The 20,914-nt window shown below is 66.6% G+C and carries 18 protein-coding genes and 1 tRNA gene; 2 read left to right on the forward strand and 17 right to left on the reverse strand.

Annotated features, from left to right (window positions below; translation table 11 throughout):
* Positions 1–68: 68 nt before the first annotated feature.
* The 17 genes from MLE18_RS14785 to MLE18_RS14865 all read right to left on the reverse strand — a co-directional run bounded on the left by MLE18_RS14785 (position 69) and on the right by MLE18_RS14865 (position 18,310).
* Positions 69–836 (reverse strand): indole-3-glycerol-phosphate synthase, encoded by a 768-nt coding sequence (locus MLE18_RS14785; RefSeq protein WP_243439571.1) that lies wholly within the window; start codon positions 834–836, stop codon positions 69–71.
* Positions 829–1,827, reverse strand: a complete 999-nt coding sequence (gene trpD / locus MLE18_RS14790) for an anthranilate phosphoribosyltransferase (RefSeq protein ID WP_243439572.1) — start codon at positions 1,825–1,827, stop codon at positions 829–831. Before trpD ends, MLE18_RS14785 begins: the two co-directional genes overlap by 8 nt.
* A 72-nt stretch (positions 1,828–1,899) precedes the next feature.
* Positions 1,900–2,634 carry a hypothetical protein gene (locus MLE18_RS14795; protein ID WP_243439573.1) on the reverse strand — a complete coding sequence of 245 codons (735 nt, stop codon included), beginning with the start codon at positions 2,632–2,634 and terminating at the stop codon, positions 1,900–1,902.
* Between the two features lie 12 nt (positions 2,635–2,646).
* The gene (locus tag MLE18_RS14800) at positions 2,647–3,219 is read right to left on the reverse strand and encodes an anthranilate synthase component II (protein ID WP_243439574.1); all 573 of its coding nucleotides are present in this window, start codon (positions 3,217–3,219) and stop codon (positions 2,647–2,649) included.
* Positions 3,200–4,612: an anthranilate synthase component I family protein gene (locus MLE18_RS14805; protein WP_243439575.1), complete on the reverse strand. Its 1,413-nt coding sequence runs from the start codon at positions 4,610–4,612 to the stop codon at positions 3,200–3,202. Before MLE18_RS14805 ends, MLE18_RS14800 begins: the two co-directional genes overlap by 20 nt.
* A 465-nt stretch (positions 4,613–5,077) precedes the next feature.
* Positions 5,078–5,881 (reverse strand): prephenate dehydrogenase/arogenate dehydrogenase family protein, encoded by an 804-nt coding sequence (locus MLE18_RS14810; RefSeq protein WP_243439576.1) that lies wholly within the window; start codon positions 5,879–5,881, stop codon positions 5,078–5,080.
* The gene (gene aroA / locus MLE18_RS14815; RefSeq protein ID WP_243439577.1) at positions 5,878–7,191 is read right to left on the reverse strand and encodes a 3-phosphoshikimate 1-carboxyvinyltransferase; all 1,314 of its coding nucleotides are present in this window, start codon (positions 7,189–7,191) and stop codon (positions 5,878–5,880) included. Before aroA ends, MLE18_RS14810 begins: the two co-directional genes overlap by 4 nt.
* Positions 7,192–7,193: 2 nt before the next feature.
* Entirely contained in the window at positions 7,194–8,330 is a 1,137-nt protein-coding gene (gene pheA, locus MLE18_RS14820) for a prephenate dehydratase (protein WP_243439578.1), read from the reverse strand.
* Position 8,331: 1 nt separating this feature from the next.
* Positions 8,332–9,303: a 3-dehydroquinate synthase II family protein gene (locus MLE18_RS14825; RefSeq protein ID WP_243439579.1), complete on the reverse strand. Its 972-nt coding sequence runs from the start codon at positions 9,301–9,303 to the stop codon at positions 8,332–8,334.
* Between the two features lie 164 nt (positions 9,304–9,467).
* A complete protein-coding gene (locus MLE18_RS14830; protein WP_243439580.1) occupies positions 9,468–10,265 on the reverse strand; it encodes a 2-amino-3,7-dideoxy-D-threo-hept-6-ulosonate synthase in 798 nt (265 codons plus the stop codon).
* Positions 10,266–10,560: 295 nt separating this feature from the next.
* Positions 10,561–11,082, reverse strand: a complete 522-nt coding sequence (locus MLE18_RS14835) for a hypothetical protein (RefSeq protein ID WP_243439581.1) — start codon at positions 11,080–11,082, stop codon at positions 10,561–10,563.
* 232 nt (positions 11,083–11,314) lie between these two features.
* On the reverse strand, positions 11,315–12,079 hold the full coding sequence (locus MLE18_RS14840; RefSeq protein WP_243439582.1) for a M15 family metallopeptidase: 765 nt from the start codon (positions 12,077–12,079) through the stop codon (positions 11,315–11,317).
* Between the two features lie 38 nt (positions 12,080–12,117).
* Positions 12,118–12,516 carry a response regulator gene (locus MLE18_RS14845; protein WP_243439583.1) on the reverse strand — a complete coding sequence of 133 codons (399 nt, stop codon included), beginning with the start codon at positions 12,514–12,516 and terminating at the stop codon, positions 12,118–12,120.
* Between the two features lie 61 nt (positions 12,517–12,577).
* Positions 12,578–12,823, reverse strand: a complete 246-nt coding sequence (locus tag MLE18_RS14850; protein WP_243439584.1) for a hypothetical protein — start codon at positions 12,821–12,823, stop codon at positions 12,578–12,580.
* Positions 12,820–14,817 carry a SpoIIE family protein phosphatase gene (locus MLE18_RS14855; RefSeq protein ID WP_243439585.1) on the reverse strand — a complete coding sequence of 666 codons (1,998 nt, stop codon included), beginning with the start codon at positions 14,815–14,817 and terminating at the stop codon, positions 12,820–12,822. The genes MLE18_RS14850 and MLE18_RS14855 overlap by 4 nt, the downstream gene beginning before the upstream one ends.
* Positions 14,814–17,003 carry an ATP-dependent helicase gene (locus MLE18_RS14860; RefSeq protein WP_243439586.1) on the reverse strand — a complete coding sequence of 730 codons (2,190 nt, stop codon included), beginning with the start codon at positions 17,001–17,003 and terminating at the stop codon, positions 14,814–14,816. Before MLE18_RS14860 ends, MLE18_RS14855 begins: the two co-directional genes overlap by 4 nt.
* Positions 16,994–18,310, reverse strand: a complete 1,317-nt coding sequence (locus MLE18_RS14865; RefSeq protein WP_243439587.1) for an alkaline phosphatase family protein — start codon at positions 18,308–18,310, stop codon at positions 16,994–16,996. Before MLE18_RS14865 ends, MLE18_RS14860 begins: the two co-directional genes overlap by 10 nt.
* A 90-nt stretch (positions 18,311–18,400) precedes the next feature.
* Here MLE18_RS14865 and MLE18_RS14870 point away from each other — a divergent pair.
* Positions 18,401–18,487, forward strand: a tRNA-Leu gene (locus MLE18_RS14870).
* Positions 18,488–19,875: 1,388 nt separating this feature from the next.
* Positions 19,876–20,109, forward strand: coding sequence for a hypothetical protein (locus MLE18_RS14875; protein ID WP_243439588.1), 234 nt, complete (start codon positions 19,876–19,878; stop codon positions 20,107–20,109).
* The last annotated feature ends 805 nt before the right edge of the window (positions 20,110–20,914 follow it).

Consider the following 20,914-nt stretch of genomic DNA (forward strand, 5'->3'; position numbering starts at 1 on the left):
GGGTCCGGGGGGATCATCCCCCCGGCGGGGGCCAGGGGGCAGCGCCCCCTTCTTCCGTCGCTCCGGCTCTACCTTCTTCCCGTCAGCCCGGCCAGGGCCGCCCCCGGGTCCTCCCCGCTCATGAGCGAGGTGCCCACCAGAACGGCGTCGTAGCCCAGCGCGGCCATTCGCTCCACGTCCGCGCGCGTCTTTATCCCGCTGGCGCTGATCCAGATCTGGCCTTCCTGCTTGCGCGCGGCCAGCCGCTCGGACACGGCGAAATCCGTGGTCAGCTTGTCCAGGTCGCGGTTATTCACCTGGATGATCTCGGGCTCCAGGGGCTCCACCTTGTCAAGGTCGGCCTCGTCGAACACCTCCACCACACAGGCCAGCCCGAAGGCTTCGGCCAGGCCCAGCATGGCGCGCAGCTCGTCAGCCTCGCTCATGCGCGCGATGAGCAGCAGGGCCGAGGCAGGGGTGGAGGCCGTGTGGATCACCTGCACGGGGTGCAGGATGAAGTCCTTGCGGAGCAGGGGCAGGCCCGCACCGGCCATGCGCGTCAGGTACTCCAGGCTGCCCTTGAAGTAGGCCTCCTCCGTGAGCACGGACATGGCCGCGGCCCCGGCCTTCCTGTAGGACTCGGCCGCCTGCTCGGGCGTGAGGCCCATGTTGATCTCCCCGCGCGAGGGCGAGGCCCGCTTGTATTCGGCGATCACCGCACCGGGGCCGTTCTCCCACAGGGCGCGGATGAAGTCCGGGCGTTCGCCCTCGAAGGGCGGGGGCATCAAGCCCTCGTCCTCCAGCTTGACGAGGCGCTCGATCTCGGCCTGCTTGGCTTCGCGGAATCGGTTAAGCATTGGTCAGCTGGCTCCAGAAGCTGGAGGCCGCGCGGGAGGCGATGGCGTCGCGGGCCTTGTCGATGCCCTGCTTGAGCGACAGGCCGGGCTCCAGCAGGTGCAGGGCGGTGCCCAGGTTCAGGGCCAGCATGTCCTTCATGGCCTGGGGACCGTCGCCCTGGATCAGCTCGATGAGCACGGCCACGGCTTCGTCCTTGCTGGCCACGGCAACATCGGAGAGCTTGTGGCGCGGGATGCCGTAGTCCTCGGGCTCGATGCGGTCGCGGCGCATCCAGCCGTCGCGCACCCAGCAGACCTCAGCCGGGCCGAAGGGCGAAAGCTCGTCGAAGCCGCCCGCGCCGTGCACCACTGCGGCGTTGCGCACGCCCGTGAGCGAGAGCGCCTCCGCGATGAGCGGCACGAAGGAGGCCGTGGGCACGCCCAGCAGCTGGTGCGTGGGGCGGGCGGGGTTGAGCAGAGGGCCCATGAGGTTGAAGAGGGTGCGCGCGCCCAACTCCTTACGGATGGGCATGATGCGCTTGAAGGCCGGGTGGAAGTTGGGCGCGAACAGGAACACGAAGTTGCGCTGGGCCAGGGCGTCGGCCACGGCGTCGGGCTCAACGGTGAGGCCAACGCCCAGCGACTCCAGCACGTCGGCCGAGCCGCAGGTGGAGGACACGGAGCGGTTGCCGTGCTTGACCACCTTGTGCCCCAGCGCGGCCAGGTACATGGCCACGGCGGTGGAGCAGTTGAAGGAGCAGGTGTTGTCGCCGCCGGTGCCGCAGGTGTCTATGCGGTCGCCCTCGAGGCCGGGCACCAGGCGGGCCTCCTCCAGGGCGGCCTTGACGCCGCAGGCGATCTCAAGCCCGGTCTCGCCCTTGGTCTTGAGGCCCATGAGGAACGCGCCCACGCAGGAGGCGGGCATCTCGCCCTTGTACATGGCGCGGAACGAGGTCAGCGCCTGTTCTTCGGTCAGGTTCTTGCCTATGGCCAGATGTTCGAGGACTTCCATCGCGGGCTCCTTCTTCTCTATCGTTTCGGCCGCGTCCGCTGCGGCCGCCTCTTCACGCCGGTTCAACCCGGGCTACTTGCTCATCACCGGACAGTTGAACAGCGTCGACCTGCTGACCCTGTCCGAAAGACCCTCCCGCTTGATGATGGAGAGCGACAGTTCGTACTGCCAGGGCTCGGAGAGGGGCGAGACGTAGATGCTCTCGATGATGTGCGCCGGTTCCACGTTTATGTGCAGGCCGGCGGCGTCCAGAAGCCTGGGGTTCTGTTCGCCGCTGTCGTTGATGTAGATCAGCCGGAACTCCTTCTCGTGCTCGAAGGGCCTGCGCTTGAGCAGGGAGAAGTCGTAGATGTCGCTGATCTGGCAGTCGTCCTGGGCCACGTCCTTGTAGAGCACCTTGCCCGCGGTGAGGTCGTGGGGCGCAAGCTCGCTCACCAGCGCCCCGAAGGTGGTCTGCACGGCGATGGAGTGGCCGCTGCCGCCGAAGAGCTTCCACATGGCCTCGGACTCGTGCTCGCTCACGTGCCAGGAGTTCACGAACACCTTGGAGCGCTCGTTGTTGATGTAGTCGTCGTGGCGCTTCAGGAAACGCTTCCAGCTCTCCGGGCTCGCCTCGTCCCTGGCGGTGGCGTACATGCCCGGGGGCATCAGACACTCGTAGGGGTCGTGCAGCTTGTCCACGCGGCGGAAGTACAGACGCTTCATGAGCAGGAAGTCGAGGAACTTCTCGAACGTCAGGTACTTCCACAGGGTGGTTTCGCTCTCGGCCTTGTCGCCGTTGGAGAGGTTGCGGATGGAAAGCGGCATGGCTGCTTCGCGCTAGGCGATCTTCTCCGGGAAATTCTTGAGCAGCTTCATGCCGTCCGGCGTGAGCACGCTCTCAGGGTGGAACTGCACCCCCACCCAGGGGCGATCCTTCCACCTGAGCCCCATGACCTCGTTCTCGTCGGTCCAGGCGGTGATCTCCAGCTTCTCCGGGGCCTTGTGCGCCAGAACGAGCAGCGAGTGGTACCGGCAGACCTCCATGGGGTTGGGCACGCCCTCGAAGAGCCCCGTCTCCCGGTGGGTCACCTGGCTGGTCTTGCCGTGCATGATCCTGTCCGCCACAACCACGGGCGCGCCCGCGTAGTGCCCCAGGATCTGGTGCCCCAGGCACACGCCAAGCAGCGGCGTCTTCTTGGGCAGGTGCTCCAGGAACTCCAGGCACAGCCCGGCGTTCTCCGGCCTGCTGGGGCCGGGGGAGATGCAGCAGCGCTCCACCTTGCCGGACTTGGCCAGCTCGATGATCTCCGGGTCGTCGTTGGTCTTGACCACGGGGGCCAGCCCGAGCTGCTGGAAGTACTGCACCAGATTGAAGGTGAACGAGTCGAAGTTATCTACGAGCAAAAACATCGCCTTCCTCCTGCTTTGCAAGCACTTCCGCGAGCACCCGGGCCTTGTTGTGCACTTCCTTCCATTCCATCTCGGGGATCGAGTCGTAGACGATGCCCGCGCCGGTCTGCCAGTGGACCATGCCGTCCTTGAACCACATGGAGCGGATGAGGATGCCGGTGTCCAGGTCCACGCGGCCCTTGTCCAGGCCGAGCCAGCCGATGGCCCCGGCGTAGGGGCCCCGGTGGATGGTCTCCAGCTCCGCGATGATCTCCATGGCCCGCACCTTGGGCGCACCGCTCACCGTGCCCGCCGGGAACACGGAGCCGATCACGTCCAGGGCGTCCAGGCCCTCCTTGAGCTTGGCCGTCACGTAGGAGGTCAGGTGCAAAACGTGCGAGAACCGCTCCACCTGCATGAATTTCTCAACGCGCACGCTGCCCGGGGTGGCGATGCGCCCCAGGTCGTTGCGGCCCAGGTCCACCAGCATCACGTGCTCGGCGCGCTCCTTGGGGTCGGCCAGCAGGTCCTGCGCGAACTGTTCGTCCTGGGCCTCGTCCTTGCCGCGCGGGCGCGTGCCGGCGATGGGCGCGGTGGTCAGTTTGCCGTCCACGCAGCGCACCAGGAACTCGGGGGAGGAGCCCACCAGCGTGAGCCTCGGCAGGCGCACGAAGAACATGTAAGGCGAGGGGTTCACCTGCCTGAGCCTGCGGTACACCGCGAAGGGGTCGCCGTTGAAGGGCGCGTGGAAGCGGTTGGAGAGCACCACCTGGATGCACTCGCCCTGGCGGATCATCTCCTTGGCCTTGCGCACGTTCTCCAGGAAGGGCTGCTCGCCCGGGTGGTGCAGCACCGCGCCCATTTCGGGCTTGTCCATGGTGCGCAGCACGTTGGTGGTGTCCAGCTTGGGGCGCATGCCGCCGCCCAGGGTCAGCAGGCAGCAGCGGTGGCGCAGGTGGTCGAAGAGCACCACGTGGCCGGGCAGCACCAGGGTCACGTCCATGTCCTTGGGCGGGATGACCTTGGCCAGCTTGGGCGTGAACAGCGCGGCCGAAGCGTAGCCGAAGTAGCCGTAGAGGCCCCGGGTGATGGCCGGGAGGTCCTCGAAACCGTCGGGCGGCGTGACGGTGAGGGCGGCCATGAGCTGGCGCACGCCGTCCAGGAAGGGCAGGCCGTTCAGGTCCTCCAGGGGCTTCAGGCGGTCGTCCCGGGTGGTGAGCAGGAGCTTGCCCTCCTGGCATTGGGCCGTGAGGCGGAAATCCCAGGCCAGGATCGAGTAGCGGCCCAGGCGGCCGTCCACTTCGGCGGACTCGAAGAGTATGCCCGGCCTGTCGCCCACAAGCCCAAGGTACAGGCTGATGGGGGTCTGCACGTCGGCGGGCAGCCACTTTGCTTCTTGCAGGAGCTCGATCATGGCGCGTCCTTGTCGTAGTCGTTGCGTCGTTTCGTTTTATGTCGTCCAAGCGTGCCGGGGAAGGCCTCCGGCGGCCAAAGGGAGTTCCTCCCTTTGGAATCCCACGGTATGGGATGGTCCTATCGTTTCGAGGCTGTGCCCGGCCCTGTCCCGCTCGTTGGTGAAATGCCATATATTTGAAGAAAATGGCCTTTCACCTTCCTCGCGGGACAGGGCCGGGCACCGGCGCGTCACCGCGTTTTCAATCACCTGCGGTTGGATTCTTTCTGACTCGCATCCAACCGTGCGGGCTGACCACCGCAGTGCCTGCCGTTCACGACCAGAGCGATCATTGGGCGGCATCCAACCGTGCGGCCTGGGTCCGTGGTGCCCCTCCGGCAGCCGCGCCCGGGTCATATTCTTCAAATATATGGCACGGGTGCGGCTGCCGGAGGGGCACCACGGGCCGTTATGAAAAAGAAACCCTTATTTCTTCCCCCGCGAAAACCCTTTCGCCCCGCCCGGCCTGCCGCCCTCCGGCCACCAGCCCTTGGCCCGCTCCACCAGCAGCTCCAGGTCGCCGCCCGCGGCCACGTTCAGGTAGTTCCTGTATGACCGCACGGCCTCCAGGCTGTAGGGGTTGGCCTCGAACAGCAGCCGGAACAGCCCCGCGTCCTCCAGGATCAGCTTCCTGGCCGACTCCAGCCGCCGCATGAACGACGGCGTCAAATAGCGGGCGAACTCCTCGTGGTTGGCCTGGGAGGCCAGGTAGGCCACCGTGGTCACGAAGTTGAGCCCCTGCACGTAGGCCATGGCCCGGTCGTGGTCGTGGGCGTCGGCGTTGAAGGGCGCGAAGCCCAGCCGGGCCATCAGTTCCGTGGCCTGGCGGCAGGCCTCGTCGCCCCTGCCGGGGCACACGGCCACGCGCAGCTCCTCCCCTTCGGGGGGCACCGGCCCGAAGAGCGGGTGCGTGCCCACCACCGGCCCCTGGTGCAGGGCCAGCATTTCGTCCAGGGGGCGCACCTTCACGGAGCAGATGTCCGCCACGATGGTCCCCTTGGGGATCATGGGCACCAGCCGGACCAGCACCTCGGAGAGCGCCTGGGCTGGCACGCACAAGAGCGCCAGGTCGGAGCGGGGCAGCACGCGCCGCGCTTCGGCCTCGTCCAGGGGCTGGTCCAGTTCGTGGCAGGCCAGGCCTTCCTTGCGGCAGCGGGCCACGATCATGCGGCCCATCTTGCCCTTGGCCCCCACCACGGTGAGCGTGCGAATGGCTTGCGCGGTGCTCAACGCGTGCGCCCCCACTGCTCGAAGAACCCGGGGAAGCTCTTGGCCACGCAGCCGGGGTTGTCCAGGCGCACCTCAACCCCCGCCAGCTCGAAGAGCGACATGCTCATGGCCATGCGGTGGTCGTCGTAGGTGCTGAACTCGATGGTGCGCCCGGCCGGGGAGGGCCCCGGGGTCACGGTCAGGCCGTCGGCGAAGGTCTCCACCGTGGCCCCGGCCTTGCGCAGCTCCTGGGCGCAGGCGGCCAACCGGTCGGATTCCTTGATGCGCAGGTGCGCCACGTTGCGGATGGTGGTGCTGCCGGTGGCCCTCGCGGCCACGGCGCAGACCGTGGGCACCAGGTCCGGGCAGGAGCCCATGTCCAGCTCCACGCCGCGCAGGCCCCGGGGGCTCACGGTGACGCCGGATTCGCCCCAGGCGATGCTTGCGCCCATGCGCTCAAGGATGTCCAGGATGGCGCGGTCGCCCTGCAGCGAGTCGCGGCGCAGCCCGATCACGCGCACCGGGCGCGGCCCCACGGCTCCGGCAGCGAGGAAGTACGAGGCGTTGGACCAGTCGGCCTCCACCACGTAGGGCCTAGCGCGGTACTGCCCGGGCCTGACCTCGAAGCGGATGCGCCCCGGGGTCACGCTGGTCACGTCCGTGAAGGCGGTGGAGACCCACTCGTCGCCTTCCAGGGTCTTGACCTCCACGTCGGCTCCGAAGTCGGCCATGGCCATGAGCGTGAGCGACACGTACGGCCAGGAGACCACCTTCTCGCCAGCAACGCCCACGGTGAGCGGCCCGGCCGCCAGGGGCGCGGCCAGCAGGATGCCCGAGAGGTACTGGCTGGACTCGTCCAGGGCGATGGCGGTCTCGCCGCCGGAGAGGCCCTCGGTGCGGATGACGAAGGGCGGGTATCCGGCCTGCCCCTGCCACTCGAAGCGGGGTCCCAGCGGAACCAGCGCCCCGGTGAGCTGCCCGATGGGCCGGGAGTGCATCCTCCCCTCGCCGTGCACCAGGAACATGCCCCGCCCGGCGGCCAGCACGGCCGTGAGCAGACGGCAGGTGGTGCCGGACTCGCCCACGTTGCAGTCAGCCGGGGAGAGCGCGCCGCCCTTGGGCTGGCCGCCCACGCCGGTGACGCTCCATCCTTCGGCGGTCTTCTCGAACCTGGCCCCGGCCGCCTCCAGGCACTGCCGGGTGCGGATAAGGTCGTCGGATTCCAGGGCGTGGCTGACCTGGGATGTCCCCCTGGCCAGGGCCGCGCAGATCATGGCCCGGTGCGAGACCGACTTGGACGCCGGGGCCTGGATGTCGATTGTGTCAGCCATTGTTATCCCCTCTCCACCACGGCGGAGCCGGAAACGTCCAGGTGCGGGCCCGTGGGGTAGCTGCCCAGGATGCGCAGGGAGTGCAGCTCGTGGCGCAGTTCGGCCACCACGGCCTGGAACTCCTCGCCGCCCAGGTCGCACTGGAGGTCCGCGAAGAAGACGTATTTCCACTTTTCGCCGCGCAGCGGGCGCGACTCCAGCTTGGTCATGTTGATGCCCTCGCTAGCCAGGCGGGAGAGCACGGCCGAGAGCGCGCCCGGCTTGTCCGGCAGGGTGAACAGGATGGAGGTCTTGTCGCGGCTGCCGGTTTTGGTTTCGCTTGGCCCGATCACCAGGAAGCGGGTCCAGTTGTCGGGCAGGTCCTCGATGCGGGTGGCCAGCACGTTGAGCCCAAGCATCTCGGAGAGCTTCACGTGCCCGATGGCCGCCGCCTTGGGGTTGTAGACCACGCGCCGGGCCGCCGCCGCCGTGGACTCCGTGGGGATCACCCGGGCCAGGGGCAGGTGGGCCTTGAGCCAGGCCCCGCACTGGGCCAGGGGCTGCGGGTGGGAGTAGACCTCCTCGATGCGCGAGATGTCCGTGCCCTTGGAGAGCAGGGAGTGGCTGATTTTGCAATACATCTCGGCCTGGATGTACACGTCGTGGCGCAGGAACATGTCCAGGCTCTGGCCCACGGTGCCCTGCAGCGAGTTCTCCAGCGGGATCACGCCCAGCTCAGCGTCGCGCAGGCTCACGGCCTCGAACACCTCGTCGATGCCCGCGCAGGGATGGAAGTCCGCGCTGGCCCCCAGGTAGCTCGACGCCGCGAAGAAGGAGAACGTGCCCTCCGGCCCCAGGTAGGCCACCTTCTGGGTGCGCTGCAGTCTGCGCGAACTGGAGAGGATCTCGCGGTAGATGGCGCGCAGGTGCTCGTTGGGCAGTGGCCCGGGGTTGGCGCGGGTCAGCTTCTCCAGCACCTCCTTCTCGCGGAAGGGCTTGAACACGGGCTCGTTGCTGCCCGCCTTGAGCCGCCCCACCTCAAGGGAGTAGGCCGCGCGCTTGTTGAGCAGTTCCAGGAGCTGCTTGTCCGCCGCGTCGATGGCCTCGCGGATGTGGTCCAGGGGGGCGTCGCGCGCGGGATCGTCCGTCTCGAGCGTCATCCTAGCCCTCCTTGATCTCTTCGCAGATGCGCATGCCGAAGTGGCGTCCCGCCTGGTCCGTGCTGCAGAGGATCTCGTCGCCCTCCTTGAGGCTGACCACGCTCACGGGCTCGCCGCCGGGGCGGGTGAGCCGGATGGTCTCGGCGTTCTGCAGGAACACGGTGCCCTCGGCGTCGCCGCAGCGGGCCGTGATCTGGAGCATGGGCCGCACCTCCACCTTGACCCGGCCGATGGTGGCCAGGGAGGTGGCGCCGTCCGCGCCCACCACCAGCACCTCGTCCCCGGAGGAGAGCTCCTCCAGGTAGTTGGTCTTGTCGCCGGGCATGATGGCGTAGGCGTGCACGGCCCCGGCGTTCACGCGGAAGGGCCGCGCGGCCACGTAGGGGTTGGACTCGGTCTCGGCGTGCACCAGGAAGGTGAAGGCGCTGGAGTTGCCGATGAGCATGCCCTGGCCCTTCTTGAACATGCTCATGGTGTCCACGCAGACCCGGTGGCCGAGCCCCGCGGGCTTGATGGCCGTGACCACGGCCTTGGCCAGGCGGGCGCAGCCCTGGGAGAGCTTGACGTCGGCCACGATCTTCTTGAGCTCCGTGGCCGCCTCGGGCAGCACCACCACCACGTCCACGCCGCGCTCCAGGATGCCGGCGGCCAGGCGCGCCTGGTCCGCGCTGGCGACCTCCACGCCCAGGCCCTCGGACTGGGCCAGGATGTTCTCCACGGGGATGATCTCCCAGCCGAGCTTGAGCACGGACTTGCCGCCGGACTTGAGCGCGGCGATGGCCGTGTCCTCGTCGGCCTTGGAGTTGAGCGTCACGTAGATGACGTCCTCGGGGGTGAGCACCTCCACGCGGCCCAGGGCGCGCACGTCGTCGGCGTGGGCGGCGTCGGTCACGATGGCGTCAACGCCGGACTCCAGGGCCAGGGTGACCAGGGTCTTGTCGAAAGGCAGAGCGGAAAACCAAACGGATTTCATTAATTTCGTCTCCTAGCAGCCCGTAGCTGAATCGATGTATTCAGCCTGTTCAAAAAGCTCGCTGGCAAGGCGCAAGAAAAAGTCAAGGCCGAAGCGTATCAGGCATACGTGAGGGTTTGACTTTTTTGAAGCAGCGCAGCCAGCGGGAATTTTTCAACAGGCTGCTAGTCCTTAAGGAGTTCCATGGCCTGTTCCACTTCCCAGTTCAGGTGCACCACGCCGTGCAGGGCCTGCACCAGGCGCGCGGGCTGGGCGTACTGGAAGATGTTGCGGCCGATGGACAGGCCGGAGCCGCCCGCCTGCACGGAGTCGTGGGCCATGGTCACCAGGTCGCGCACGTCGGAGAGCTTGGGGCCGCCCGCGATGACCACCGGGATGCAGCAGGCGTCGCAGACCTGGGCGAAGGTCTCCACGTCGCCGGTGTAGGGCACCTTGACCACGTCCGCGCCCAGCTCCAGGCCGACGCGGGCGCAGTGGGCCACCACGCCGGGGTCGTACTCGTTCTTCACCTTGGGGCCGCGCGCGTAGACCATGGCCAGCACCGGCACGCCCCACTCGGAGGCGGAAGAGCTGATGTGCCCGAAGTCCTCCAGCATGTGGCGCTCGGTCTCGTCGCCCAGGTTGATGTGCAGGGACACGGCGTCCGCGCCGAGCTTCAGCGCGTCCTCCACGGTGCCCACCAGGGTCTTGGCGTTGGGGAAGGGGGAGATGGTGGTGGAGGCGGAAAGATGGATGATCAGGCCGACGTCGCGGCCGCGCCCGCGGTGGGAGCAGCGCACCAGGCCTTTGTGCATCAGGACCGCGTTGGCGCCGCCCTCGGCCACCTGGTTGATGGTCTCGCGCATGTCGATGAGACCCTCGATGGGGCCCACGGTGACGCCGTGGTCCATGGGGACGATGATGGTGCGGTTGTTGTTACGGTTGAAGATGCGTTCCAGACGTACGGCTTTTCCGATGAGCATTGTCCTTTCCCTCCGGTTTTGCACCGATCTCCGCCTTCACCCGGCGGACTCTGGATAAAACAAAAGGGCCGCCGGCTTTTTGCCAGCGGCCCTCGGTGTGGTGTGGTTGACTTGCGTTACCGTGCACCTCTCCCCGAACCGCTGGCGCGGCTAAACCAAAAGTAAAACCAGTTAAAGAAGCCAGCGGCAAAGTTGGGGGTCTGCATGGGCGATATGGGTACGCCCCCCCGGCGAAAGTTGTCAAGCGGGTTTTGCGAAAAAACGCAAACACAAGGATGCCGCTGCGTTGGCCCGGCTAGATGTTCTGCCGCTCCCGCCGGGCGGATGTGCAGGCCCCGTCCTCCAGGGCCTTGGCCCCGCCGGGGGTGAGCCACTGGTCGAAGGCAGGCTCCCCGGCCTCGGCGCGCCAGCAGGCCTGCACGCTTCCGTCCTTGAGGCTCACGTAGATGGTGGCGTTGAACCCCAGGCAGTCGTGCGGCTTGCAGGCCGTGATCACTATGGCGTCCTGCTGCTTCTCGATGGGCGAGACCACCACGTCGTTGATCCTGTTGCCCCAGCCCCGCACCAGCTGGGCGAAGCGGCGCGGGCCGAGGGTGGCCACGAGCAGGGGCTTCAGGCGCGGGTCGCTTAAGATGCGGGAATCGGGGTATTTCCCCACCAGAGACCCCAGGAAGGCCGCCGTATCGGGCGGCAGGGCGCTTTCAGCGGCCCTGGCCTGGGGAGCAAGGCCGCCCAAGGCCAGTAGGGCCAGCGCCAGCAGCACCAGAAGAAAATGGCCAACGCCCGGCCTGATGGAGAACCTGCGGCTAGGGATCATGGAAACCTCCTGGCTGCGTCGAAGCCGGAAAAACGTCGTAGCGGCCCCGTCATCCCGACGAGACAGACGGTCCGTGCCGTCGTCCCCGGCCCTGGCCCGCACCGGCCAGCCGTTGGAGCCGCGCCGCTTCTCGGGCGATACCCGCGAACACCGTCTTTGAGGGCGCGGGACCTACCAACAAAAATTGGTTCTGGTTTTGGAAGGCATGCCCATGCCTGTCAAAACCGCCGCCTTACGGGTTCCCGGCCGTCACCGGGAAGTCGAAATAGGTCTTGGGGAACGGTTCGTCCTTCAGGGTGAAGTGCCACCACTCGTAATCGTAGGGCGAGAAGCCGTGCTTCACCATCAGTTCGCGCAGCCTGAGCCTGTTGGCCTTGGCCCCGGCGGGCACGTCGCCGGTCAGGGGGTGGGATTTCTCGTCCATGCAGTCGTAGCCTGTGCCCATGTCGATGCCGCCGTCGTTGTAGCGCTGGCCGTAGGGCGCGGTGCAGGGCGTGAGCGGCTGGCCCGGCGTGTAGGCCCCGGGTGAAGGGACGGGCAGGGGGGTGATGGTCAGGTCCACGGTGGAGCCGCGTGAATGGCCGGACTTCTCGGCCACGTAGCCCAGCTTGAAGAAATCCTTCTTGTCCACGTTGGGGTAGAACTCGCCCTTGGTCTTCTGGTCCGCGGGCAGCTTGCTCCAGGCCACGAAGTCCTCCACGGCGCGCTGCGGGCGGTAGCAGTCGTACACGAGCACGCCCTGGCCGGTGGCGGCCAGTTCGTCGGCCACGGCCTTGAGAGCGTCGGCGGCCCTCTTGCTCAGGATGCACTCCGGGGCCTCGTAGCCGGCCACGGGACGGCCGAGAAAGTTGTGGGAGCCGTGGTATCGGATGTCCTGCGGGATGCCGGGGGCCACGGCGCGCAGGCGCACGAAGCCTTCGGGCAGGGCGTCGTCGCGGGCGGAGAGCGCCGGGACAAGAAGCAGCACGATAAGCACGGCCAGGGAGCGGGCGCGCATAAGGACCTCCAGCGGAGCGGAGTGGGGGCTGAGGCAGATTAAACGATGAGGCCGAGCTTGCGCAACTCGTCAATGAGCTGGTCCGGGTCCACGGGCTTGGTCAGATAGCTGAGCGCCCCGCCCTGGAAGAAGGCGCGCTTGATGTCCTGGCTGCCGCCCGAGCCGGAGATCATCAGCACCGTGGACTCCTCGGCGGGGGTGAGGCCCGCGTCGCGCTCCATGCCGCGGATCTTGCGCAGGGTCTGGTGGCCGTCCATGCCGGGCATCTGCACGTCGAGCAGCACGGCGTCGAAGGCGCGGGAAGTGTGCATGGACTTGCGGAACAGCTCGAGCCCCAGCTCGCCGGATTCGGCCGAGGCGGTATCCGCATAGGATGAAAGGACCTCTTGCAGGTAGAGGCGGTTGACCGGGTCGTCGTCGATGATGAGTGCGCGCATTGGGTGGTTGCTCCGGGCGGGGTGCACATACCCCGAGCCCGGCAATGTGTCAAAGCCGGGCTTAACCGAAGGGGTTCTCCGGCTCCTTTTTGGCTCCCGAGGCCATGAAGCCCATGGCCTGGGCCTTCTTGGCGGTGGCCACGGGCGCGCAGGCCAGCCCGCAGAACCCTGCGCTCTCGTCGCCCTCCTGGGCCTCGGCGAAGCGCCACATCATGCACTGTGCGCCCTGGCAGAAGCGCATCTTGCCGTCCGGGGTGGCCAGCAGGGGGCAGACCTTGAAACGGGCTTCCTTCTCGGGGAGGATCATGCGGTTCGCTCCGATTTGAGTGGTTTGATGACCAGCAGGGTCACGTCGTCGGCGGAGGGCACGTCGCCCTGGAAGGCGCGCAGCTCCTCCAGCACGGCCTCCATGATCGCGGCCGCAGGGAGGGAGGCGTTGGCGCGCATGACCTCGCGCACGCGCTGCTTGCCGAACATGGTTCCGTCAGGCCCGCGCGCCTCCCAGATGCCGTCGGAGCCGATGAGCAGCACGTCGCCCGGGTCGGGCCAGGCCTGCTCGGATTGGGTGAAGGTGAGCTTCTCCAGTACGCCCAGGGGTACGCCCTGACCGTGCAGTTCGTCGAAGACGTCCTCCCCGGCCCTGTAGAGGATGGCCGGGTCGTGCCCCGCGCGTACCCAGACCATGCGCCGGGAGCGCGCGTCGAGCTCGATGTAGAACATGGTCATGAACCGGCCGCTGCCGTAGGTGTCCTGGGCGAGCAGGGCGGAGACGTCCGTGACGGTCTGGGCCGCGTTGCCCGGCTGGCGGACCCGCATGCGCACCAGAGCCCGCGCCGTGGCCATGAGCAGGGCCGCGTCCAGGCCGTGGCCGGAGACGTCGCCCACCAAAGCCGCGGTGAGTCCGGGCATCCCGTGCGCCCGGGGGATGACGTCGTAGGAGTCTCCGCCGGTGTCCTCGCAGGGGATGGAGCGGGCGGCCATGTCCAGCCCGGCCACGCGGGGCAGGGTGCCGGGCAGCAGCAGGCGCTGCACCTCCCTGGCCAGGGCCATGGATTGCTTGAGCCGGGTGTGTTCCTCCAGGTGGGGGATCATCTTGTTGAAACTCTCGCCCAGGGCGGTGATCTCCCCGCCGCCTCCGGGCTCAACGCGCACGCTGAAGTCGCCGTGGGCGACCTTCTCCCAGGCCTTGGCCAGGGCCATGATGGGCCGGGTGAATACCCGGGCCGCGAACCAGGACGCGGCCACCACGGCCAGCAGGGCGGCCAGCAGGATGAACAGGGTCAGGTGCAGCTGCTCGCTGAAGCTGGTCTGGATGAACTCCGAGGCGCGCTTCGCCTCGGCGGCGGCGTCGCTCTTGGGCGCCACGAGCACCAGGGCCGTATTCTTGACCCCGGTGGGAGCGTAGGCCCAGAGGTAGTCCTTGCCGTCGATCTCGGCCTGGCGCACGCCGCTCTCCCCGCGCTTGAGGTCGGTCCTGATCAGGGACATGTCGATGGGGTCGTCCGGCGTGAGCCAGCGCGGGGCGGAGAGCCCGAGCATCCCCTGGCCGTGGCCCATGCCGTGCATCATGCCCTGGCCGGCCGGCCGGCCGGGCTCCTCGGGGGCGGGGTCGGACTCGCCGATGACGGAGAATCCCTTGCCCGACGTGTCAGGAGGGTCATAATCCACCAGGAAGGTCTTGGAGCGCTCCGAGATGGAGCGTACGTGCTCCCGGCTGAACCCGCCGATGGAGAAGGGCGCCGTGAGCGCCGTGACGCCCACCACGCGGCCCGAGGCGTCCCTGATGGCCGTGGAGAGGGTGATGCCCACGCGCCGCGTGCCCGGGTCGATGACGGGGGCGGTCCAGATGATGCCTTGCCCGGTCAGGGCCTGGCGGTACCAGACCGTCTGGCGGCCGTCGAAGGAGTGGGGCATGCGCGCGCTCTCGCTGGAGACCACTATCCGGCCGTCCTCCAGCACGGTGATCTGGCCGCGCAGCGGGGTGTCCCCCGGAGGGGTGAAATTGCGGTAGGCCTCGGCCAGGTCCGAGTTGCGGTTGGCCGCCAGGGCGTCCTCCACGGCCCTGGCCTGGAGGCGCAGGGTCTGCTGCAGAAGTTGGCCCTCCTTCTGCCAGAGATGGGCGTGGTCCTGCACGAGCAGCAGCATCTGCTCCTTGGCTTTGGCCACCAGCAGGCCCGCGGCGTTGGTGGTCAGCTGGTCGGCCAAGGTCTGCATTGCCACCCGCCCGTTGAGGCGAAGGAGCAGCATGGGCACCACGGTCAGCGCCAGCAGCAGCAGGAAAAGCCTGACCCGCACGCTCATGTTTCAAGCTCCAGGTAATCGGAGAGGATGACCTTGAGGCCGAAGCCGGGGAAGTTCACCCGGCACTTGCCGCCGTCCAGGCGGGCCACGATCTTGCCCCGGCCGAAGATTTTGTGGCGGCAGAAGCCCAGGGGGCCGTCCGAGGAGGAGGCGAAGGGCGACGGCCCGGATGCCCCGCCCGGGTTGGCCATGGGAGCCTGCGCCGGGGCCAGCGTGGGCGCGGGATGCCCGGACGGGCGGTGGCTCATGGGGGCCAGGGATTCGACCCTGGCCGAGGCGTCGGCCAGCCCGCCGGAGAAGGTCTCGCGTTTCTCGCTGTACAGCTCGCGCGGCAGCTCCCGGATGAACAGGCTGGGCATGGCCGGCTGGGAGCCGCCCCCGCCCCGGTTGAACACGGTGCCGGGCACGAACAGGCTCAGCTCGTCCTTGGCGCGGGTGCAGGCCACGTAGAGCAGGCGGCGCTCCTCCTCCAGGTCCTCCGGGCGGGCCAGGGCGTGGCGGGAGGGGAAGCGGTCGTCCACCAGGTCGATGAGGATCACGGCGGGCCACTCCAGGCCCTTGGCCGAGTGCACGGTGGAGAGCACCACGGCGTCTTCCCGCACGCCCTTGCGCTCCTCCTCGGGGTTCTCCAGGGCCAGGTCGGCCAGGAAGGGCTCCAGGTGGGCGTAGTTCCGGGCGATCTGGCCCAGCTGCTCCAGGCCGTGCAGGCGGCGCGGGTAGTCCTCGGGGTGCAGGTGCATGAGCGTGGGCGTGTAGAAGGCCACGGCGCGCTCCAGCATGGCCTCGGGGCCGCCGGGCTCGGCGCGCAGGTCCTCCAGGAAGGCGAACAGGGCGTGCAGGCCGGGGTTTTTCTTGCGGTGGCTCTCGATCACGCCGCCCTCGCCGTCGCGCACGGCGGCGGCCAGCTTGAGGGCCGTCTTCTCGCCCACCTTGTCCACCAGGGTCAGTACGCGCTTCCAGGCCACCACGTCGCGGGGGTTGTGGGTCACGCGCAGGAAGGCCACCGCGTCCTTGACGTGGGCCGCCTCGGAGAAGCGCAGCCCGCCGAATTTCTGGAAGGCGATGCCCTCCTTGTTCAACCCGATTTCCAGCGAGTAGGACTGGTACCCCGCGCGGAAGAGCACCGCGATCTCGCAGGGCATGTAGCGGCGTTTCAGCTCACGGATCTTCTCCACCACCAGGCGGGCCTGGGTCTGGTCGGAGTAGGCCTTGATGAGTTCGGGGCGCGGCCCGTCCAGGCGTTCGGAGAAGAGGTTCTTGTCGAAGCGGTCCTTGGCCTGGCGCAGCACGGCGTTGGTCAGGTCCAGGATGGGCTGGGTGGAGCGGTAGTTCTGCTCCAGGCGGATCAGCTTCGTGCCCTCGTAGATGCGCGGGAAGCTCAGGATGTTCTCCACGTTGGCGCCCCGGAAGGCGTAGATGGACTGGGCGTCGTCGCCCACGGCCATCACGTTGCCCGCGTCGCCCGCCAGCAGGCGCACCAGCCGGGCCTGCACCAGGTTGGTGTCCTGGTATTCGTCCACCATGATGTAGCGGTGGCGGCGGCGCATGGCCTCGAGCATCTCCGGGTTCTCCAGGAGCACCCGCTCCAGGGTGAAGAGCATGTCGTCGTAGTCCAGCAGGCCGTGGCTCTGCTTGTACTCCTGGTAGACGTCGCCCACCTCCTCCAGCGTGGCGGCGTGGGGCAGGAGCTGGTAGGCCTCGCGGGAGAGCACGTCGTGGACGGTCAGCTCCTTGTTGCGGGCCTTGCTCAGAAGCTCCAGCACGAAGCCCTTCTTGGGGAAGCTCTTGTCGCCCTTGCCCGCGCCCAGCTGGCCCAGCACCTGGCCCATGACGTCCTCGGCGTCGGAGCGGTCCATGACGCTCACCCCGCCCGCGCCCGCCAGCTGCGGGTAGCGCCTGAGCGTGGAGAAGCAGAAGGAGTGGAAGGTGCCGCCCTGCACCCCGCCCAGGGCCATGCCCAGGAGGCGCTCGGCGCGGTGCAGCATCTCCGTGGCCGCCTTGCGCGTGAAGGTGAGCAGCAGGATGGAGGAGGGCTCCACGCCGAGCTCCACCAGGCGGGCCAGGCGGTGCACCAGGGTGCGCGTCTTGCCCGAGCCCGCACCGGCGATGACAAGCACAGGGCCTTCGGTGGCCAGCACCGCTTCGAGCTGGGCCGGGTTCAGTTGGCTGGCGAAGTCTATGGCCACCGGCGGGCCTCTGGGGTCAGGCCGAAGTGGGCGAACAGCTCGCGCCCGGCGTCGCTGACGGTCTCGGGCGCGGAGCCCGCCGAATCGTAGAAGAAGGCGTCGCCCGGGGTGTGGCAGCCGAAGCGGCCGTAGAGCCCGGTGAGCTCGGTGCGGTTGAACTTGCCCGTGAGCGAGATGCCGGGAACGGGCTCGCAGATCAGGTCCGGCGCGCGGGAGACGAAGGGGCCGGAGTAGATCTCGTGGGCCTCGTGCACGGCGGCCAGGGCGGGCTTGCCGTCCACGCGCAGCTCCATGAGCGCGGCCTTGAGCTCCCCGCGCAGTTTGTCCGCGATGTACTGGTGGAACACGCCGCGCGCGAAGCGTTCCTTGACGTTGATGTAGATGCGGCCCGGGTCCAGGGCGAAGGCGGCGGACTCGTGGGGCGCGATGGCCTGGCTGTCGAATTCGCTTGCGCCCAGCCCCTTGAGCTTGAGCAGGCCCTGCTGCATGAGCCAGACGTTGAGGTCCAGCTCGGTGGAACATTCGGTGAAGCCGTGGTCCGCCAGCACGACCAGGCGCTTGGGCTCGGGCAGGGCGTTGTAGAGCTCCAGCACGAAGCCGATGAGTTCGTCCCACTCGGCGAGCAGCTCCATGAAGGCCCCGTGCAGGGCGTGCTCCGGGTTGGCCACGGCCGGATAGAAAAAGTGGAAGATGCGGTCCGTCTCGGTGAGCACCAGCATGAAGGCGTCCCAGGCCAGGTCGGGCCAGAACAGGTCCAGGGCCTTGCGCCGGGAGCGCAGCGTGGACCGCAGCTGGGCCAGCAGATAGTCCGGGTCGGAGACGCCGCGCGTGGTGTCGGCCTCCAGCACGTAGCCCTCGCCCTCCAGGATGGAGGCCAGGAAGGGCGGATGCACCGCGCGGGCCAGGTCGTGCGCCACGAAGCCCGCCACCAGCATGCCGGGCATGGGCCGGGCCGGGTAGGCCCCGGGCAGGTTGATCACCTTGGATGTGCGGTGCTGCGCGCCCAGGCGCTCGAAGAGCGTGGGGGCCTGGATGGCGGAGGAGTCCGTGAGCGAGAGCGTGTACGTGGCCGGATCGATGCGGCTGAAGCCGAACACGCCGTGCCCGCCCGGGTTCAACCCCGTGACCACCGAGGCCCAGTTGACCGGGGACAGCTCGGGAAGCTCTGCCCGTATTGGGTGGGCATTGGGCGAGAGCGCAAGCGTCGCCAGATTGGGGAGCTTGCCGCCGGAACACAGCGAGCGCGCCAGGGAAAGAGGCAGGCCGTCCAGGCCCAACACCACCAGCCGGTTGCGTGAGTGTGACATGGGCGAACCCATATCAGCAGGAGCCCCCGGGGCCAAGACCCGTGATTGACGGCACGGTTACGGGCGGCTAGAAACAGCTTCCCTCACGATGCCCGAGTGGTGGAATTGGTAGACACAAGGGACTTAAAATCCCTCGGAGGCAACTCCTTGTCGGTTCGAGCCCGACCTCGGGTACCAAATTATATCAGCATATTATGATGGCTTTGCATTGACTCAACGGCCTGTAATTGGCCGAGGGTGTCGTTTTTGTCCCCCATCTGTCCCCCGGTTTCGGAGTATGTGGGGTGAGGTCGGATGAAAGTTGAAGTGTTCTCACACTCCTCGGACAGGAGTGTAAGATGGAGCCGAGGAAGACGGAAGGATCAGTTCCAAGGGCATGGGGAATCGTCACTTGGCTAAGTTCGAGGCGAAGGTGGCAAAGGAGCCTTGAAGGGTGAAGAAACGCTGGTCCAGTTGGCCGTGGGCTTTGATGTTCACCCGTCAGTCCTCCCACTCCAGCAATGCCTGGCTGCGACGAAATCCGTGCTGGCAGTATTCGCCGGCAATGTGGATTATAACCAACCACAACAGCTCTTCATCTCTCACTGTGCGGTGACGGAATCGCTGCGTCGTACGCGGTTGCTCCAACAGCCGGTACTTTGCGCTCCGACACGTTGAGAGCTAAACGTACGTGAGCCACGCATTGCCGACGTCTTGAACAGCCTAGAAGGTTCCCCTTGCCGCATCCTGGAGAATCAGCTTGCCCAGATTCAGATCCGCTGCGGCCTTCTTCAGTCGCGAATTCTCCCGCTCCAACGCCTCGAGCTTTTTTGCCTAGTCGACCTTCAGTCCGCTATACCCGTTACAGCAGCGGTAGAACGTCTGATCGTAGCCTCCAATAGTCCGGCATGCCTCGGGCACTGTCTTGCCTTTAGCCAAGAACATTTCGGCTTCGCGCTGCTTTGCGACGATCTGCTCAGACGCCTGTACCTTCCTGCTCATACCTTGTCCTCCCTGGCTCAGGGACTAATACAATCCCTGGCACAAGTTCAGGGGGTAGGTCAAAGGCACCAACTCTTCACGCCGTCATTTGACTTATTCTCATCGTTGCGGCTTATATTGGGCTATCATAACGCGGCTGACTTGAGAAGACGACGCCGTAACGAGGGGGAATAGAGCCATGGATCACACTGAAGTCGTGAATGAGATTGTCGCGGACTTGCCCGCATACGTCAGGAGGAGTGAGATCAGGAGGCTTACGGGTGGCCTGTTCTCGGGACGGACTCTTGCGAATGAAGACTGCTTGGGCACAGGACCGAGAGGGCGCGTTCTGATTGGTCGGGCCATCTGTTACCCGAGGGAAGAATTCGCCCATTGGCTGCGTGGGAAGGTCCGCCCGCCGCACCGGAACCATACCACTAGGCTCCGATTGGCTACTGCCGAGAATCCCAAGTAGAGTGCTGATTATTCGTGTGGGGAAGTCGAAGCTTCCCCACGCGAACAACCTGCAATCGGATTGCAGATTTGCACACTCTGAAAACCCAAGCCCATGCGCGAATGCCATCAAGGGAAGCATCGCCAAGTCCATGTATTGGTTCATCGTCTCCCATCGTGACAAAAAGTGGACTGGTCACTACGCGATCCTGGCAGATTCCCTGAACGTCGACAGGGAGCAGCCCCATTTCACCATCCGCAAGTATCTGAAGGAGGCCATCAAGGAGCTCCAGGAGCTCGGGATGCTGGCCCAGAGCAGCAAGTTCATCTCCAAGGACATCGTGAATCTGCAGATGACTGACGAGCTGCAGGCACGAGAGGTTTGAATCATGGCACGAGAGGTTTGAATCATGCTCGGAGAGGTTTGAGTCATGTTTTGATCCAGGTGAGGGCATGGTGGAAGACGAGAAGGGCCATAGAGGTGAGGCATTCAGGCGAGAAATGAGGCTGAGAGGTTTGAATCATGCGGGAGAGGCTTGAATCATGGCCATGAGAGATTTGGACCATGGACACGCGAGGTTTGAATCATGAAGGCGAGAGGTATGAGTCATGACCTGGTGAGGAATGAGTCATGCGCCAGCCCAGGAACCCAGACAGGTCAACGGCTTCCGGGCGCCTAAAGGGCTTGAAAAGGACTTGAAAGGGCTAAGGGCTTTATGAAGCCCGGACCCGCAATCGATTGCAGATCCCAGAAACAGAGAAAGGCCAGGAGGGGAGTCCTGGCCTTTCTCTGTCTCAATACCCAACAACCCAGCTTTGGTTTGGCTAGAAACCTATCCCCATCAACTGGGTATACCAAATTGAACCTGAGGTTAAGACTGGGCTGATACCACGGGTTGAGCAATCCGGACATACCCCCCTGTGCCAATCATGCAGACATGCCCTGTGCCAACTGTGCCGACCCTCCCGTGTGACAAACGGGCACTTTTAAGAGAACAGCCAAGAAGGAAGACAGGAAGCAAAGTCAGGGAAAGAAGTAGACAGAAAGGAAGATACAGGCGCGAGCTTTCGCACGCGCACTCGCTTACGCTCTTCAAACAGCCGCCGAGCCTTGGAGACCAATAGGGAAGAGAACAGCCGAACAGCCGATTGGAAGAGAAGACCCACCCCCCCCCCGGTGCCGCGCACCCC

It is taken from the genome of Fundidesulfovibrio soli (assembly GCF_022808695.1).
GTDB classification, from domain to species: Bacteria; Desulfobacterota; Desulfovibrionia; order Desulfovibrionales; family Desulfovibrionaceae; genus Fundidesulfovibrio; species Fundidesulfovibrio soli.

Coding starts and splice junctions, on each gene's coding strand:
- MLE18_RS14835 (WP_243439581.1), bottom strand. CDS start 11,082: ATGATCCCTAGCCGCAGGTTCTCCATCAGGCCGGGCGTTGGCCATTTT.
- MLE18_RS14865 (WP_243439587.1), bottom strand. CDS start 18,310: ATGTCACACTCACGCAACCGGCTGGTGGTGTTGGGCCTGGACGGCCTG.
- MLE18_RS14825 (WP_243439579.1), bottom strand. CDS start 9,303: ATGAAATCCGTTTGGTTTTCCGCTCTGCCTTTCGACAAGACCCTGGTC.
- MLE18_RS14830 (WP_243439580.1), bottom strand. CDS start 10,265: ATGCTCATCGGAAAAGCCGTACGTCTGGAACGCATCTTCAACCGTAAC.
- MLE18_RS14785 (WP_243439571.1), bottom strand. CDS start 836: ATGCTTAACCGATTCCGCGAAGCCAAGCAGGCCGAGATCGAGCGCCTC.
- MLE18_RS14800 (WP_243439574.1), bottom strand. CDS start 3,219: ATGTTTTTGCTCGTAGATAACTTCGACTCGTTCACCTTCAATCTGGTG.
- MLE18_RS14845 (WP_243439583.1), bottom strand. CDS start 12,516: ATGCGCGCACTCATCATCGACGACGACCCGGTCAACCGCCTCTACCTG.
- MLE18_RS14850 (WP_243439584.1), bottom strand. CDS start 12,823: ATGATCCTCCCCGAGAAGGAAGCCCGTTTCAAGGTCTGCCCCCTGCTG.
- MLE18_RS14875 (WP_243439588.1), top strand. CDS start 19,876: ATGTATTGGTTCATCGTCTCCCATCGTGACAAAAAGTGGACTGGTCAC.
- aroA (WP_243439577.1), bottom strand. CDS start 7,191: ATGGCTGACACAATCGACATCCAGGCCCCGGCGTCCAAGTCGGTCTCG.
- MLE18_RS14855 (WP_243439585.1), bottom strand. CDS start 14,817: ATGAGCGTGCGGGTCAGGCTTTTCCTGCTGCTGCTGGCGCTGACCGTG.
- MLE18_RS14795 (WP_243439573.1), bottom strand. CDS start 2,634: ATGCCGCTTTCCATCCGCAACCTCTCCAACGGCGACAAGGCCGAGAGC.
- MLE18_RS14805 (WP_243439575.1), bottom strand. CDS start 4,612: ATGATCGAGCTCCTGCAAGAAGCAAAGTGGCTGCCCGCCGACGTGCAG.
- trpD (WP_243439572.1), bottom strand. CDS start 1,827: ATGGAAGTCCTCGAACATCTGGCCATAGGCAAGAACCTGACCGAAGAA.
- pheA (WP_243439578.1), bottom strand. CDS start 8,330: ATGACGCTCGAGACGGACGATCCCGCGCGCGACGCCCCCCTGGACCAC.
- MLE18_RS14840 (WP_243439582.1), bottom strand. CDS start 12,079: ATGCGCGCCCGCTCCCTGGCCGTGCTTATCGTGCTGCTTCTTGTCCCG.